This is a genomic window from Diaphorobacter sp. ED-3, from assembly GCF_027625375.1.
Taxonomy (GTDB): Bacteria; Pseudomonadota; Gammaproteobacteria; order Burkholderiales; family Burkholderiaceae_C; genus Diaphorobacter; species Diaphorobacter nitroreducens.
The window spans coordinates 4,099,768-4,114,005 of the sequence record NZ_CP115182.1 but is presented as its reverse complement, the minus strand read 5'-3'; the positions used below and the strand labels follow the sequence as shown (position 1 = coordinate 4,114,005).

Below are 14,238 nucleotides of genomic sequence, written 5' to 3'. Positions count from 1 at the left end.
TTCAGGTGATTCTTGTTGTGGATAGGAGGAACGGTACAAGGCCCGCGATTCTAGCTTGTCAAGGAGTTATCCACAATCTGAGCGAGGCGGTAAGGGGGCATGCGCGGCCCTACATGCACCGGATCGCGAAGTAGGCCGATACGCCCCAGGCATTGCCAGGATTCACCGAGCCTGCAATAATCCGCGGTTTCCCTGAATGGTGTTCAGGGTGATCAAGCCCGGGCGGCTGCTTTTCGCGCATTCCATGCAGGATGCAGCAGGCCCGGCGGGTGCTGCCGATCGAAGCCGCGCCCGTAACTGAACCTTCAAGGATTGAGAACATGAAACGTACTTACCAGCCCTCCAAGACGCGCCGTGCGCGCACCCATGGCTTCCTCGTGCGCATGAAGACGCGCGGCGGCCGTGCCGTCATCAACGCTCGCCGCGCCAAGGGCCGCAAGCGTCTGGCCGTCTGAGGCCGGGCCGCTCGGCTTTCGGCCGCTTACGGGTTTGCACCGCCAGTTCCCTGCCGGGGACGCTGCACCCATGCATCGGCTGAAAACGCGCCCCCAGTTCCAGGCAGCCATGGCGGGAGGCACCGTCTCCCGCACGGCGCACTTCGCATTGCACCGGCTGGGTTTGCCGCCGGTGGCAACCGATGGAGTTCCGCCAGCCACAGGGCCCGATTCCTCGCCGCAGGCGCAGGGATCGCAGGCCCTGTTTCTCGTTGGAGGGCAGGCGGGCGGCGTGTGGCTGGGCGCCATGGTGCCCAAGCGCTGGGCCCGCCGCGCAGTCACGCGCAACACCATCAAGCGCCAGATCTACGCCGTGGCCAGCGGGTTCGAGGCGCGCATGCCCAGCGGCGCGCACGTGGTGCGCCTGCGCATGGGCTTTGATCGCAAGCAGTTCGTGAGCGCCACCTCCGAGGCTTTGAAGCAGGCCGTGCGCGCCGAACTGGAACAGCTCTTTGCCGCGGCCGAACGCCGCAGTAGGGTGGCCTCGACAGGGGCGCGACCATGATGCGCGCGCTGCTCATGGGGCTGGTGCGCGGCTACCGGCTGCTGCTAAGTCCCTGGATCGGGTCGGCCTGTCGCTTCGAGCCCACCTGCTCGGTGTACTCTCTGCAGGCGCTGGAGCAACATGGTGCCGCGGCCGGCAGCTACCTGACCGTGCGCCGCCTGGCGCGCTGCCATCCCTGGTGCGAGGGCGGGCTGGACCCCGTGCCGCAGGAGCTGCCGCGCGGCATGCGCCTGTTTTCACGGCTCACGCCTTCCGACGACACTCCCTCTTCCTCACGTAAGAAGACTTCATGAACGACATCCGCCGCACCATCCTGTGGGTGATCTTTGGCTTTTCCATGGTTCTGCTGTGGGACAAGTGGCAGATCCACAACGGCAACAAGGCCACCTTCTTCCCCACGCCGCCGGCGCAGACGGCCAGCACGCCCGCGGTAGCGGCCTCCGGCGCTGGCGCTGCCGACGTGCCGGTGGCCGCCGCCAGCGCCACGCCGGGCGCGGCGCCGCAGCCGCCCGCAGGCGCCAGCGTGCCGCCTGCCGCCATCCCGCGCGAGCGTGTGACGGTGAGCACCGACGTGCTGCGCCTGAGCTTTGACTCCGAAGGCGGTTCGCTGGTCCACGGAGAGCTGCTGCAGTATCCCGAGATGGAGGACAAGACCAAGCCCTTCCTGCTGCTGGACGAGAGCGCTTCGCGTGTTTATGTCGCGCAGACGGGCCTCATCGGCAACGGCGCCGGCGGCGCCTTCCCCACGCACAAGACCCCCATGGCGGTCGTGCCCGGTCCGCGCGAACTGCAGGACGGCCAGAACGAGCTGACCGTGCGTTTCGAGTCGGCCGACATGGGCGGCGTGAAGCTGGTCAAGACCTGGACGCTCAAGCGCGGCGCCTACGACGTGGCCGTGAAGCACGAGGTGGTCAACACGGGCACTGCCCCGGTATCGCCCCAGCTGTACCTGCAGTTGGTGCGCGATGGCAACAAGCCGGCGGGCGAGTCGTCGTTCTACTCCACGTTCACCGGTCCGGCCGTGTACACCGAGGCGAAGAAGTACCAAAAGGTGGAGTTCAAGGACATCGAGAATGGCAAGGCCGAGATCGACAAGTCTTCCAGCAACGGCTACGTGGCCATGGTGCAGCACTACTTCGCCACCGCGTGGCTGCTGGGCGACGGCGTGCAGCGCGACAACTTCGTGCGCAAGGTGGACACCAACCTGTACTCGGTGGGCATGATCACGCCGCTGGGCGAGATCGCCCCCGGCCAGTCGAAGGCCGTGGACGCGCGCCTGTTCGCCGGCCCGCAGATCGAGACGCTGCTGGAAAAGCTGGCCCCGGGCCTGGAGCTGGTCAAGGACTATGGCTGGCTGACCATCCTGGCCAAGCCGTTGTACTGGCTGCTGGACCAGTTGCACAAGGTGATCGCCAACTGGGGCTGGTCCATCGTGGCGCTGGTGTTCCTGCTGAAGATCGCCTTCTACTGGCTCAACGCTAAGGCCTATGCCAGCATGGCCAAGATGAAGGCCATCAACCCGCGCATCATGGAAATGCGCGAGCGCCTGAAGGACAAGCCTCAGCAGATGCAGCAGGAGATGATGCGCATCTACCGCGAGGAGAAGGTCAACCCCATGGGCGGCTGCCTGCCCATCATGATCCAGATCCCGGTGTTCATTGCGCTGTACTGGGTGCTGCTGTCCAGCGTGGAGATGCGCAATGCGCCGTGGATCGGCTGGATCAAGGACCTGTCCTCGCCCGACCCATTCTTCATCCTGCCGCTCCTGATGACGCTCTCTTCGCTGCTGCAGACCGCGCTGAACCCCGCGCCGCCGGACCCGATGCAGGCCAAGATGATGTGGCTGATGCCGCTGATGTTCAGCGTGATGTTCTTCTTCTTCCCGGCCGGCCTGGTGCTGTACTGGCTGACGAACAACATCCTGTCGATCGCGCAGCAGTGGATCATCAACACCCGCATGGGCGTGCCGCCGCAGTTCAACCTGCCCAAGTTCCGCTGACGGAGCGCGGCCTTCCCGGCCGCAATCCCCTGCTCCCCGCAACGGCCGCTCAGCGGCCGTTGTTGTTTTCGGTACGATGATTGCTACTACGTGATTCGGTAGTAACCATCAACACACAGGAGCCAGACGGATGATTCAACGTACCACCTTCAAACTGGGCTTGCTGGGGGCCGCCGTGCTCGTGGCCATGGGCACCGCCCACGCCGCCACCATGCGCTGGGCCGGCGCCAACGACATCCTCACCGTGGACCCCCACGCGCAGAACCACCAGACCACGCACGCCTTCCTGCAGCAGGTGTACGAGAGCCTGGTGCGCTATGACGACAAGTACCAGATCGAGCCCGCGCTGGCCACCAAGTGGACGCAGGTCTCCCCCACACAGGTGCGTTTTGAACTTCGCAAGGGCGTGAAATTCCATGATGGTGCGCCATTCACGGCCGATGACGTGGTGTTCTCGCTCACGCGCGCCGGCACGGCGCCGTCCAACATGATGTCCGCGGTGCAGAGCGTCAAGGAAGTCAAGAAGGTGGACGAGCACACGGTGGACGTGTTCCTCAAGGGCCCCAATCCCATCCTGCTGCGCGAGCTGACCGAGGCGCGCATCATGAACAAGGCCTGGGCCGAGAAGCACAACTCGGTGAAGTCGCAAGACTACGCGGGCAAGGAAGAGAACTACGCCTCGCGCAACGCCAACGGCACGGGCCCCTTCGTCATGGTGGGCTGGCAGCCGGACGTGAAGGTCACGCTCAAGAAGAACCCCAACTGGTGGGACAAGCCCAAGGGCAACATCGACGAGGTGGTGTTCACTCCCATCAAGTCGGCCGCCACGCGCTCGGCCGCGCTGATCTCGGGGCAGGTGGACTTCGTGGTCGACCCGCCGCCGCAGGACCTGGCGCGCATGAAGGCCAACCCCGACATCAAGCTCATCGAAGGGGCCGAGAACCGCACCATCTACCTGGGCCTGGACCAGTTCCGCGACGAGCTGCCCGGCGCGGGCACGGCCGGCAAGAACCCGCTCAAGGACAAGCGCGTGCGCCAGGCGCTGTACCAGGCCATCGACTCTGCGGGCCTGCACAGCCGCACCATGCGCAACCTGTCGGTGCCTGCGGGCACCATGATCGCTCCCATGGTGCATGGCTGGACCAAGCAACTGGACGAGCGTGCCGCCAAGTACGACGTGGAGGCCGCCAAGAAGCTGCTGGCCGACGCCGGCTACCCGAACGGCTTCTCGCTCAAGCTCGACTGCCCGAATGACCGCTACGTGAATGACGAGGCCATCTGCCAGGCCGTCACCGCCATGTGGACGCGCATCGGCGTCAAGACCAACCTGCAAACTGCGCCCATGGCGCAGTTCGTCACCCGCGTGATGAACAACGACGTGAGCGCCTACCTGTTCGGCTGGGGCGTGGCCACGTTCGACGCGCTGTATTCGCTGGACTCGCTGATGTCCACCAAGGACGGCAAGACCTCGGCTGGCGTCTACAACGGCGGGCGCTTTTCCGACGCCAAGCTCGACGGCATGATCCAGCAGATCAAGGTCGAGATGGATGCTCCCAAGCGCGACGCGCTGATCAACGACGCGCTCAAGCTGGTCAAGGACGAGTACTACTACCTGCCGCTGCACCACCAGATCCGCCCCTGGGCGATGCGCAAGAACGTGGACACGCCGCATCGCGCGGACGATCGCCCCATGCCCGCGTGGACGACCATCAAGTGATCGCGGCAAGCCGAAGGCCTTAAAAACGATAGCTGCCAGCGCTTGGCTACAAAGGTTTTCAGATACAAAAACCCCTGAAACCGACGTTGGACAAGCGCAAGCAGCTATCAAATATGCGTGACCCACGCCCCAGGCCCGCCCCGCGCGGGCCTTCTTCATGGCGCCGGGCGGGGCGCGGCTATCATGCGCTGCCCCTCTCCACCGCACCTGTAAGCCCATGCTGCCGCGCCACTCCGACCCCATCGTTGCCATTGCCACCGCGCCGGGGCGCGGCGCGGTGGGCATCGTGCGGGTCTCGGGCAAGCAGATCGGCGCACTGGTGCAGGCGCTGTGCGGCCGCGCGCTCAAGCCGCGCGAGGCCACCTACCTACCGTTTCGGGATGGCGCGGGCCAGGCCATCGACCAGGGGCTGGCGCTGTACTTTCCCGCGCCGCACAGCTACACCGGCGAGGACGTGCTGGAGCTGCAGGCCCATGGCGGCCCCGTGGTGCTGCAGCTGCTGCTGGCGCGCTGCCTGGAGGCGGCCACGGGCGGCGTGCTGGACCGCCTGCGGCTGGCCGAGCCCGGCGAGTTCACCGAGCGCGCCTTCCTCAACAACAAGATCGACCTGGCCCAGGCCGAGGCGATCGCCGACCTGATCGACGCCAGCACGGAGGCGGCCGCGCGCGGCGCCAGCCGTTCACTGTCGGGCGACTTCTCGCGCGAGATCCACACGCTGCGCGACGCGCTGGTGCACCTGCGCATGCTGGTGGAGGCGACGCTGGACTTTCCTGAAGAGGAAATCGACTTCCTGCGCAAGGCAGACGCGCGCGGGCAGCTATCGAATTTGCAGCAATCGCTGGCCCGCGTGATGCAGCGTGCCAGCCAGGGCGCGTTGCTGCGCGAGGGTATCAAGGTGGTGATCGCCGGGCAGCCCAACGCGGGCAAGAGCTCGCTGCTGAACGCGCTGGCAGGGGCGGAACTGGCCATCGTCACGCCGATCGCCGGCACCACGCGCGACAAGGTGCAGCAGACCATCCAGATCGAGGGCGTGCCGCTGCACGTGATCGACACGGCGGGCCTGCGCGAAAGCGACGACGAGGTCGAGCGCATCGGCATCGCCCGCGCCTGGGACGAGATCGCGGGCGCCGACGCGGTGCTGTTCCTGCACGACCTCACGCGCTGGGGCAGCGCGCAGTACCAGGACGACGACGCCGCCATTGCGCACACGCTCTCCAACCGGCTGCCCGCGGGCGTGCCGGTGGTCGACGTCTGGAACAAGGCCGACGCCGCCCCGCAGGCGGCGGCGCCTGCGCGCGAGGGTGAGAGCCAGGCGGTGCTGCTGTCCGCGCGCACCGGCCAGGGGCTGGATACGCTGCGTCGGCAATTGCTGCAAATCGCGGGTTGGCAGTCGGCTGCGGAGGGCGTGTACATCGCCCGCGCGCGCCACATCGAAGCCTTGCGCGCCGTGGACGCCCACCTCATGGAGGCGGCCGCGCAACTGGAAAGCGACGGGCCGGCGCTGGACCTGCTGGCCGAGGAGCTGCGCCTGGCGCAAAACGCCCTCAACACCATCACGGGCGAGTTCACGTCCGACGATCTGCTCGGTGTCATCTTCTCCAGCTTCTGTATCGGCAAATAGCCGCGCGGCGGGCGCGCAACGCCATGTGTAAGTAAGGGTAATGAGTGCTTGTGCAGATGACGGCGGCGCGTTACCGTTCGCGCCCGATGAATGCCATCACCGCTCCCTCCTCCAAAGTCGACCTTTCGGGTCTGATCCAGGCCATCACCCACGCGACGGCGGACGACAGCATGAACAACGTGCTCACAGCCGAGCAGTGGGATTGGCTGTCCGCCTACCTGTTGCCCATCAGCATCCCCTCGGGACAGGTGCTGTTTGCCAAGGGCACCAACGACCGCACCTTGTACCTGGTGGAAAGCGGCTCGCTCAGCGTGCACTTTGAGGACGAGAAGCAGCGGCTGCGCCTGGCCATTGTCGGCCCCGGCTCGATGGTGGGCGAGGGGGCGTTCTTTTCCCATCAGCCCCGCAGCGCCACGGTGCAGGCGGGCGCACCGAGCAAGCTCTGGAGCCTGCCCGCTCTGCGCTTTACGGAACTTTGCAATCGCCAACCGGCGGTAGCGCTGCACTTGGCGATGGCGGCCGGCGCCGTGCTGGCCAAGCGCCTGGGCAACCGCCGCCGCCGCATCGCGTCGACCTGAGCGCGGCGCGCGAGCGCCACGCTTTGTGACCACAGCGCCCATCGCGGCGCGGCCGACCCTGCAACTGTCACGCCTCGGCCGACGCGCGCGCAGTACACTTGCCGACGTTTTTGAGCGCTTCTTCGCGAAGGCAAGCATGTCATTGTTCAGCTGGTTCACCCGCAAATCCAAGCCTCCGGTCGCGCGTGCGCGCCCGGCACCCGCCGCTACCCAGGCCAATGGCACGGCCCCGGCGCGTGCAGGCAAACCCCTGCTGGAGCCGCAACCCGCCGCGGCCTCCGAGCCCGCCACGGGCCGCAAGAACGAACGCATGGAGCGCCGCGAGCTGCTGTACACCGTGGTGCGTGACGCCATGGTGCGTGCCGGCGTGCTGTCGGCGGGGTACAAGTTCAAGGTCCTGTCGCTGGACCAGCGTGGGGCGCAGTTCCTGGTGATGATGGACTTGGCGCCGGAGTACGGGCGGGACATGGCGCGGCTGGGCAAAATTGAAACCCTGGTGACGCAGACCGCCCGTTCTCGTTTCGACATCCTGGTGACCGCCGTGTATTGGCGCACCAACGACCAGATCAGCACGGGCGTGCAGCCGCGCACCCCGGCGGCCCAGGCGCCCGCGCCGCAGGCTTCTGCCACCCCCGCATCGCCCATCATTTCCGGGACGCCCCGGCCCGCCGCTGCCGCGTCGCAAGGAGCGGCACTACCCTCGCGTCCAGCGCCGCTGGTGCCACCCGCGCCCGCGCGCGCGGCGCCGCGGTTCGAGCCCATCGAGGCCGACGAGGTGGCGGCGTTCAAGCAGGCGCTCACCAGCGCTGTGGCGCGTGCGCCCGCGGCCGGGCCGGCCCTGGGCGTTACCACGCGCAGCGGCCCGCTGCTGCCACCAAGCCCCGCGCCCACGGGGTTCGAGGACACTGTCATGCCGGGGCAGGACGGCCGGTCGTCCGACCTCAGCTCCACGCAATACGGCGACCTGCGCTGAAGAACCGGCTGCGGGGACTGCGGCAGCCCAGCGGTCTAGTGGCCGCTGAAGTCCACCAGCGTGTACAGCGGCAGTCCGCTGGCACGCAGGCGTGCCGAGCCGCCGAGTTCCGGTAAATCCACGATGGCGGCGCCTTCCATGACGGTCGCGCCCAGTTTTTCCAGCAGTTTCTTGCCGGCCATCATCGTGCCGCCGGTGGCGATCAGGTCGTCGATCAGCAGCACCCGGTCGCCGGGCTGGACCGCGTCCGCGTGCAGTTCCACGGTCGCGCTGCCGTACTCGAGTTCGTAGGTTTCCTCGACGGTGGTGAAAGGCAGCTTGCCTTTCTTGCGAATGGGAACGAAGCCCACATTCAACTCATAGGCCACCACCGCGCCCAGGATGAAGCCGCGGGCGTCCAGTCCGGCCACCACATCGGGGCGCAGCGCGCGGTCCATGTAGCGGTGCACGAAGGCGTCGATCAGCACGCGGAACACTTTGGGGTTTTGCAGCAGGGGCGTGATATCGCGGAACTGCACCCCCGGCGCGGGCCAGTCAGGGACGGTGCGGATGTGCTGGCGCAGGTAGTCGTTGACGCTAAGGGCTGTCATGGGTGGGGCAAAAGAGAGAACGATTCGGATGTGCAGACCCTGCCGGGCACCGCCAGGGCGCACAGTGTAATCAGCCGCGCAGCAGCTTCTCCTCTGCCAGGCCCAGGGCGGTGGGATGGCCGGACAGCACCAGCGTGTCGCCTTCGGCCAGGGGCGTGCGGTCGTCGGGCGGGGACATGGCGCCGCTGGCGCGACGCACGTTGACCAGACGCACGCCGATGCCATGCAGGGGTAGGTCGGCCAGCGGCTTCCCCACCACGGCGGCTCCCGCGGGCAGGGACAGGGAGTACAGCCGCTCCTGGTCGCGTTCGGACGGCGTGTCGTCGTCCGCCCCGTGGAAGTAGCCGCGCAGCAGGCCGTAACGTGCATCGCGCTGGTCTTGCACCAGGCGCAGCACGCGGCGCATGGGCACGCCCACCAACGCCAGTGCGTGGCTGGCCAGCATCAGCGAGCCCTCGATGGCCTCGGGCACCACCTCGGTGGCGCCGGCCTCCTGCAACTTCTCCAGTTGAGAGTCGTCCTGGGTGCGCACGACCACGGGGAGCTGTGGCGCGTGGGTGCGCGCATGGTGAATCACCTTGAGCGCGGCGGGAGTGTCCAGGTAGGTGACGACCAGGGCGGCCGCACGCGCCAGGCCCGCTGCCTTGAGCGCCTGCAGGCGCGTGGCGTCGCCGAACACGACCGAGTTGCCCGCGGCGGCGGCCTGCCGCACGCGGTCGGGGTCCAGGTCCAGCGCCATGTAGGCGATGCCTTCGCGCTCCAGCATGCGTGCCAGATTCTGCCCCGAGCGGCCGTAGCCGCAGATCAGCACGTGCCCGCTGGTGTTGATGGCCTGGCGCGCGATGGTGGTCACCTGCAGCGACTGCTGCAGCCAGTCGCTGGCCACCAGCTTCATGACGATGCGGTTGCTGTACTGGATGAGGAATGGCGTAGCCAGCATGGACAGCACCATGGCCGCCAGCACCGGGTTCATCAGTGCGGGCTGCAGCAGGCCGTGGACCTGCATGAGCGACAGCAGCACGAAGCTGAACTCCCCTGCCTGCGCCACGTACAGCGCGGTGCGCAGCGATACGCCCGTTGTCGTCCCCAACCCGCGGGCCAGCGCGACGATGATGGCCGTCTTGATCAGCAGCGGCGCGGCCAGCAACACGAGCACCAGCGACCAGCGCTCCACCAGCACGTGCCAGTCGAGCATCATGCCCACCGTGATGAAGAACAACCCCAGCAGCACGTCGTGGAAGGGGCGGATGTCGGTGCCCACCTGGTGCCGGTATTCGGTCTCGGACACCAGCACGCCGGCGATGAAGGCGCCCAGGGCCAGCGAGAGGCCTGCCAGTTCGGTCAGCCAGGCCAGCCCCAGCGTGACCAGCAGCAGGTTGAGCATGAACAGTTCGTCGCTCTTGCGCCGCGCCACCTGCGTGAGCCACCAGCGCATCACGCGCTGGCCGCCAACCAGCAGTACCGCCACGAGTACTGTGGCCTTCAGCAGGGCGACCGCCAGCGCCGTCAGCAGTTGCTCGGGCTCGGACCCCAGCGCAGGCACCAGCACCAGCATGGGAACCACGGCCAAATCCTGGAACAGCAAAATACCCAACACCCTGCGCCCATGCTCGCTCTCCAGCTCGCCGCGCTCGGACATCAGCTTCACGACGATCGCTGTACTGCTCATTGCCAGCGTTCCGCCCAGCGCCAGTGCGGTCTGCCAGCCCATGTCCCACACGCCGCCGGTCAGCCGCGCCAGCAGCAGCAACCATGCGGAGAAGGCCGCCATGCACGCCAGCACCTGCAGCAGGCCCAGGCCGAACACGTGGCGGCGCATGGCACGCAGCTTGGGCAGGTTGAATTCCAGGCCGATGGTGAACATGAGGAACACCACTCCGAATTCGCCCAGGTGGCGCACGCCTTCGGAGTTCTGCGTCAAGGCCAGGGCATGCGGGCCGATGAGGATGCCCGCCGCCAGATAGCCCATCATCGGCGGCAACCGCAGGCTGCGGCATGCCACCACGCCCAGCACGGCGGCCAGCAGGTAAAGCAGGGTCAGGGCGAGAGAGGACATGTTTCATCGTAGCCGAGCCGCAGGTGGGCCGACCGATAGAATTCATCCATGCCTGTCGCTCCTGCCGCTACCTCGTCTTTCAATGCCGAACAGGCCCTGCGCCTGGGACGCGAGACCGTCCGCACGGAGGCCGAGGCGCTGCATGCCATGGGCGAGCGCCTGGGCGGCGGCTTCGTGCAGGTGGTACAGCGCGTGTTGGCAACCACGGGCCGCGTGGTGGTCATGGGCATGGGCAAGAGCGGCCACGTGGGGCGCAAGATCGCCGCCACCTTGGCCTCCACCGGCACGCCCGCGTTCTTCGTGCACCCTGCCGAGGCCAGCCATGGCGACCTGGGCATGGTGACCAACGGCGACTTGGTGCTGGCGCTCTCCAACAGCGGCGAAAGCAGCGAGATCACCGTGCTGCTACCGGTGCTCAAGCGCCTGGGCGTCCCGCTGATCGCGATGACGGGCGGGCTGCAGTCCACCCTGGCGCGCCACGCGGACCTGGTGCTGGACTGCAGCGTGCAGCGCGAGGCCTGCCCGCTGAACCTGGCGCCTACCACCAGCACCACGGCGCAGCTGGCCATGGGTGACGCGCTGGCGGTGGCGCTGCTCGACGCGCGCGGCTTTCGCCCCGAGGATTTCGCGCGGTCGCACCCCGGCGGTGCGCTGGGCCGCAAGCTGCTGACCCATGTGCGCGACGTCATGCGCGCGGGCGCCGACGTGCCGCACGTACCGCCCGATGCCAATTTCAGCACCCTGATGCGCGAGATGAGCGCCAAGGGCGTGGGCGCCACCGCGGTGGTAGACGATGCGGGCCGGCCCGTGGGTATCTTCACGGACGGCGACCTGCGCCGGCGCATCGAGGCCGGCGTGGACCTGCGCGAGACGCGCGCCCAGGACGTCATGCATGCCAGCCCGCGCACCATTGCAGCCGATGCCCTGGCGGCCGATGCGGCGCAGGCCATGGAGCATCACTCGATCACCAGCGTGCTGGTCACGGACGACGACGGCGTGCTGGTGGGCGTGGTGCACATCGGCGACCTGATGCGAGCCAAGGTGATCTGATGTCCCCGTCCAACGCCACGCCGCTGCCCCCCCTGCAACCGGCCCTGCAGTTCGATCCGCAACTCCTGCTGCTGGCGCAGCCGGTGCGCGTCGCCTTCTTCGACGTGGACGGTGTGTTGACCGACGGCGGCCTGTATTTCTCTGAAGTGGGCGAGACCCTCAAGCGTTTTCATACGCTTGACGGACACGGCATCAAGCTGCTGCAGCAGGCGGGCATCACGCCCGCGGTGGTCACGGGGCGTGATTCACCGGCGCTGCGGCTGCGCCTGAAGGCGCTGGGGGTGATGCATGCGCGTTTCGGCACCGAGGACAAGCGCCCGGCGGCCGAGTCCATCCTGGCCGAGCTGGGCCTGTCGTGGCCGCAGGCCGCCGCCATCGGAGACGACTGGCCCGACCTGCCGGTGATGCGCCGTGTGGCCTTCGCCTGCGCGCCCGCGCAGGCCCACATCGAGGCCCGCGCCGTCGCCCACCATGTCACCGCCGCGCCGGGTGGCGCGGGTGCGGCGCGGGAGTTCTGCGACCTGCTGCTGGTCGCCAGTGGCCGTTACGCCGGTCTGTTGGCCGCGCATGCCGCATGACCTCACGCCTACACCTGGCGTGGGAACGCCTGTCGCTCTACCTGCCCGTGCTGCTCATGGGGCTGCTGGCGCTGGGCTCCTGGTGGCTGGTGCGCAACGCGCCGCGGCCGCAGCAGCCGGCGCAGGAGCGCCCCGTGAGCCACGAGCCCGACTACTACATGCGCGACTTTGCGGTTAAAAGCTTTGATGCCACGGGCCGACTGCAGAGCGAGATCCGCGGCACCCTGGCGCGCCATTACGCGGACAACGACACGCTGGAGATCGACCAGGCGCGCATGCGCTCGGTAAACGAGGAGGGGCGCGTCGTTACCGCCCGTGCGAATCGTGCGCTGTCCAACGGGGACGGCAGCGAGGTTCAACTCTACGGCAATGCCATCGTCACGCGCGAGGCGTCTGCCCCCAAAGGCCGCGCGCCAGTGCCGCGGCTGGAGTTCCAGGGGGAGTTCCTGCATGCATGGGTGAATGAAGAGCGCGTGCGCTCCGACCAGCCCGTAACACTCAAGCGCGGCGCTGACACTTTCACCGCCGACAGCATGGACTACGACAACCTGGAGCAGGTCATGCAACTGCGCGGCCGCGTGCGGGGCACGCTGATGCCGGCACCCGTGCGCCGGTGACCGAGATGGCGCGTTCGGCTCCGCAAGACCGCCCGCTGGTGTTGATCACTGGAGCCTCCAGCGGCATCGGCCAGGCGCTGGCCGAGCGCTACCACCGGGCAGGGTGGCGGTTGGCCCTTGTGGCGCGGCGCGTCGATATGATCGAATCTTGGGCTAGAGCAGTAGGGATAAGCGCAAGTAGCTATGAAATATATAGCGCAGATGTAGCGCAGCCTGACAGCGTCATCGCGGCGTGCCACGCTTGTCTGGAGCGCCAAGGGCTGCCCGATGTGGTGGTGGCCAACGCGGGAATCAGCGTCGGGGTGGACACGGCGCAGCGCGGCGACCTCGATGTCATGGCGCAGACCTTTGCGACCAACAACCTGGGCATGGCGGCCACCTTTCATCCGTTCATCGATGCGATGGTCCGCCGCGGCGGCGGGCGGCTGGTGGGAATCGGCAGCGTGGCGGGTATCCGGGGCCTGCCTGGCCATGGAGCTTATTGCGCGAGCAAGGCGGCGGTGATCAGCTACTGCGAAAGCCTGCGGGGGGAACTGCGCGGCACCGGCGTGCAGGTGGTGACGATCTGCCCGGGCTATGTGGATACGCCGCTGACGCGGGAGAACCGGTATGCCATGCCCTTCCTATTGCCGCCACAGGCATTTGCGGACCGCGCGTTCCGTGCCATTGAGGCGGGGGCGACGTACCGGGTGATTCCCTGGCAGATGGGCGTAGTGGCCAAACTACTGCGCATATTGCCGGATGCCTGGTTCGACCGGCTGCTGGCGGGACGGCCACGCAAGCATCGCGCGGGGCAGGGCCGATCTTCCAATCCCTGAGGCCTGGAAGGACAAAAGGCTCCCGAGGGAGCCTTGTGATGGTGGAGCGCGCTTTTACCCGCGCCTGCCAAAATCAATATCCGTTGTTGCCGCCACCGCCGTAGCCGCCACGGCCACCGCCGCCGCCACGTGGACCGGAGCCGTAGGGGCTGCGAAAGCCGCCTTCGCTGCGGCCACCACCGCCGCCGCCGTAGCCGCCACCACCGCCGTAGCCGCCACCACCGCCGCTGCGGCCGCCGCCGTAGCCGCCGCCACCACCACCACCACCAAAGCCGCCACCGCTGCGGGGGGGGCGCGCTTCCATGGGACGGGCTTCATTCACGACAATGCTGCGGCCGCCGAGGGACTGGCCGTTCATGCCATTGATGGCCTCTTGGGCCTCGGCATCGCTGCCCATTTCCACGAAGCCAAAGCCTTTGGAGCGGCCGGTGTCGCGCTCCATCATGACCTTGGCGCTGGTCACCGCACCGAACTGGCTGAAGGCTTGCTCCAGATCTTGGTCACGCACCGAGTACGGCAGATTGCCGACGTACAGTTTGTTGCCCATTAAGGGACTCCTCAAAAACAATGGAATGAGCGACGGAGTCCCGAACCCGCAGCCAGTTAATCACAATGACGCCCTATGCGCGAAAACTGACGGAT

The 14,238-nt window shown here is 67.5% G+C and carries 15 protein-coding genes; 12 read left to right on the top strand and 3 right to left on the bottom strand.

Annotated elements, in window-relative coordinates:
* Window positions 1-320: 320 nt before the first annotated feature.
* The 8 genes from rpmH to PCQ86_RS19740 all read left to right on the top strand — a co-directional run bounded on the left by rpmH (window position 321) and on the right by PCQ86_RS19740 (window position 7,887).
* A complete protein-coding gene (gene rpmH / locus PCQ86_RS19775) occupies window positions 321-455 on the top strand; it encodes a 50S ribosomal protein L34 (RefSeq protein WP_005798102.1) in 135 nt (44 codons plus the stop codon).
* A 70-nt stretch (window positions 456-525) separates the two neighbouring features.
* Complete coding sequence (locus PCQ86_RS19770) at window positions 526-999, top strand: ribonuclease P protein component (protein ID WP_270174573.1); 474 nt, start codon at window positions 526-528, stop codon at window positions 997-999.
* Window positions 996-1,292 carry a membrane protein insertion efficiency factor YidD gene (gene yidD / locus PCQ86_RS19765; RefSeq protein WP_011807217.1) on the top strand — a complete coding sequence of 99 codons (297 nt, stop codon included), beginning with the start codon at window positions 996-998 and terminating at the stop codon, window positions 1,290-1,292. The genes PCQ86_RS19770 and yidD overlap by 4 nt, the downstream gene beginning before the upstream one ends.
* Window positions 1,289-2,998: a membrane protein insertase YidC gene (gene yidC / locus PCQ86_RS19760; protein WP_172209104.1), complete on the top strand. Its 1,710-nt coding sequence runs from the start codon at window positions 1,289-1,291 to the stop codon at window positions 2,996-2,998. The genes yidD and yidC overlap by 4 nt, the downstream gene beginning before the upstream one ends.
* Window positions 2,999-3,128: 130 nt before the next feature.
* Window positions 3,129-4,715 carry an ABC transporter substrate-binding protein gene (locus PCQ86_RS19755; protein ID WP_011807215.1) on the top strand — a complete coding sequence of 529 codons (1,587 nt, stop codon included), beginning with the start codon at window positions 3,129-3,131 and terminating at the stop codon, window positions 4,713-4,715.
* A gap of 217 nt (window positions 4,716-4,932) precedes the next feature.
* On the top strand, window positions 4,933-6,336 hold the full coding sequence (gene mnmE, locus PCQ86_RS19750) for a tRNA uridine-5-carboxymethylaminomethyl(34) synthesis GTPase MnmE (protein ID WP_047349217.1): 1,404 nt from the start codon (window positions 4,933-4,935) through the stop codon (window positions 6,334-6,336).
* Between the two features lie 86 nt (window positions 6,337-6,422).
* Complete coding sequence (locus tag PCQ86_RS19745; RefSeq protein WP_270174572.1) at window positions 6,423-6,914, top strand: Crp/Fnr family transcriptional regulator; 492 nt, start codon at window positions 6,423-6,425, stop codon at window positions 6,912-6,914.
* Between the two features lie 136 nt (window positions 6,915-7,050).
* Window positions 7,051-7,887: a hypothetical protein gene (locus PCQ86_RS19740; protein WP_270174571.1), complete on the top strand. Its 837-nt coding sequence runs from the start codon at window positions 7,051-7,053 to the stop codon at window positions 7,885-7,887.
* A gap of 35 nt (window positions 7,888-7,922) precedes the next feature.
* Here the strand turns inward: PCQ86_RS19740 and PCQ86_RS19735 are convergent, their stop codons facing one another.
* Together PCQ86_RS19735 and PCQ86_RS19730 are read right to left on the bottom strand one after the other, a co-directional pair.
* On the bottom strand, window positions 7,923-8,477 hold the full coding sequence (locus PCQ86_RS19735) for an adenine phosphoribosyltransferase (RefSeq protein ID WP_015914697.1): 555 nt from the start codon (window positions 8,475-8,477) through the stop codon (window positions 7,923-7,925).
* Window positions 8,478-8,547: 70 nt separating this feature from the next.
* Window positions 8,548-10,533, bottom strand: coding sequence for a monovalent cation:proton antiporter family protein (locus tag PCQ86_RS19730; protein ID WP_011807210.1), 1,986 nt, complete (start codon window positions 10,531-10,533; stop codon window positions 8,548-8,550).
* A gap of 48 nt (window positions 10,534-10,581) precedes the next feature.
* On the opposite strand from PCQ86_RS19730, the gene PCQ86_RS19725 reads away from it, so the two are divergent.
* From PCQ86_RS19725 to PCQ86_RS19710, 4 genes are read left to right on the top strand one after another with little or no spacing between them, the layout of a single operon-like run.
* The gene (locus PCQ86_RS19725; RefSeq protein ID WP_270174570.1) at window positions 10,582-11,583 is read left to right on the top strand and encodes a KpsF/GutQ family sugar-phosphate isomerase; all 1,002 of its coding nucleotides are present in this window, start codon (window positions 10,582-10,584) and stop codon (window positions 11,581-11,583) included.
* Window positions 11,583-12,161, top strand: coding sequence for a KdsC family phosphatase (locus tag PCQ86_RS19720; protein WP_196994728.1), 579 nt, complete (start codon window positions 11,583-11,585; stop codon window positions 12,159-12,161). The genes PCQ86_RS19725 and PCQ86_RS19720 overlap by 1 nt, the downstream gene beginning before the upstream one ends.
* The gene (gene lptC, locus PCQ86_RS19715) at window positions 12,158-12,778 is read left to right on the top strand and encodes an LPS export ABC transporter periplasmic protein LptC (RefSeq protein WP_270174569.1); all 621 of its coding nucleotides are present in this window, start codon (window positions 12,158-12,160) and stop codon (window positions 12,776-12,778) included. The genes PCQ86_RS19720 and lptC overlap by 4 nt, the downstream gene beginning before the upstream one ends.
* A 5-nt stretch (window positions 12,779-12,783) precedes the next feature.
* On the top strand, window positions 12,784-13,596 hold the full coding sequence (locus tag PCQ86_RS19710; protein ID WP_270174568.1) for an SDR family oxidoreductase: 813 nt from the start codon (window positions 12,784-12,786) through the stop codon (window positions 13,594-13,596).
* A gap of 73 nt (window positions 13,597-13,669) precedes the next feature.
* Here PCQ86_RS19710 and PCQ86_RS19705 read toward each other — a convergent pair whose 3' ends face one another.
* Complete coding sequence (locus PCQ86_RS19705) at window positions 13,670-14,143, bottom strand: RNA recognition motif domain-containing protein (protein ID WP_270174567.1); 474 nt, start codon at window positions 14,141-14,143, stop codon at window positions 13,670-13,672.
* Between the last annotated feature and the right edge of the window lie 95 nt (window positions 14,144-14,238).

Excerpts from the sequence above, each read along its gene's own strand:
- yidD (WP_011807217.1), top strand. The coding sequence starts at position 996 with ATGATGCGCGCGCTGCTCATGGGGCTGGTGCGCGGCTACCGGCTGCTG.
- PCQ86_RS19745 (WP_270174572.1), top strand. The coding sequence starts at position 6,423 with ATGAATGCCATCACCGCTCCCTCCTCCAAAGTCGACCTTTCGGGTCTG.
- PCQ86_RS19710 (WP_270174568.1), top strand. The coding sequence starts at position 12,784 with ATGGCGCGTTCGGCTCCGCAAGACCGCCCGCTGGTGTTGATCACTGGA.
- lptC (WP_270174569.1), top strand. The coding sequence starts at position 12,158 with ATGACCTCACGCCTACACCTGGCGTGGGAACGCCTGTCGCTCTACCTG.
- PCQ86_RS19770 (WP_270174573.1), top strand. The coding sequence starts at position 526 with ATGCATCGGCTGAAAACGCGCCCCCAGTTCCAGGCAGCCATGGCGGGA.
- rpmH (WP_005798102.1), top strand. The coding sequence starts at position 321 with ATGAAACGTACTTACCAGCCCTCCAAGACGCGCCGTGCGCGCACCCAT.
- PCQ86_RS19755 (WP_011807215.1), top strand. The coding sequence starts at position 3,129 with ATGATTCAACGTACCACCTTCAAACTGGGCTTGCTGGGGGCCGCCGTG.
- PCQ86_RS19720 (WP_196994728.1), top strand. The coding sequence starts at position 11,583 with ATGTCCCCGTCCAACGCCACGCCGCTGCCCCCCCTGCAACCGGCCCTG.
- mnmE (WP_047349217.1), top strand. The coding sequence starts at position 4,933 with ATGCTGCCGCGCCACTCCGACCCCATCGTTGCCATTGCCACCGCGCCG.
- PCQ86_RS19740 (WP_270174571.1), top strand. The coding sequence starts at position 7,051 with ATGTCATTGTTCAGCTGGTTCACCCGCAAATCCAAGCCTCCGGTCGCG.
- PCQ86_RS19735 (WP_015914697.1), bottom strand. The coding sequence starts at position 8,477 with ATGACAGCCCTTAGCGTCAACGACTACCTGCGCCAGCACATCCGCACC.
- PCQ86_RS19725 (WP_270174570.1), top strand. The coding sequence starts at position 10,582 with ATGCCTGTCGCTCCTGCCGCTACCTCGTCTTTCAATGCCGAACAGGCC.
- yidC (WP_172209104.1), top strand. The coding sequence starts at position 1,289 with ATGAACGACATCCGCCGCACCATCCTGTGGGTGATCTTTGGCTTTTCC.
- PCQ86_RS19705 (WP_270174567.1), bottom strand. The coding sequence starts at position 14,143 with ATGGGCAACAAACTGTACGTCGGCAATCTGCCGTACTCGGTGCGTGAC.
- PCQ86_RS19730 (WP_011807210.1), bottom strand. The coding sequence starts at position 10,533 with ATGTCCTCTCTCGCCCTGACCCTGCTTTACCTGCTGGCCGCCGTGCTG.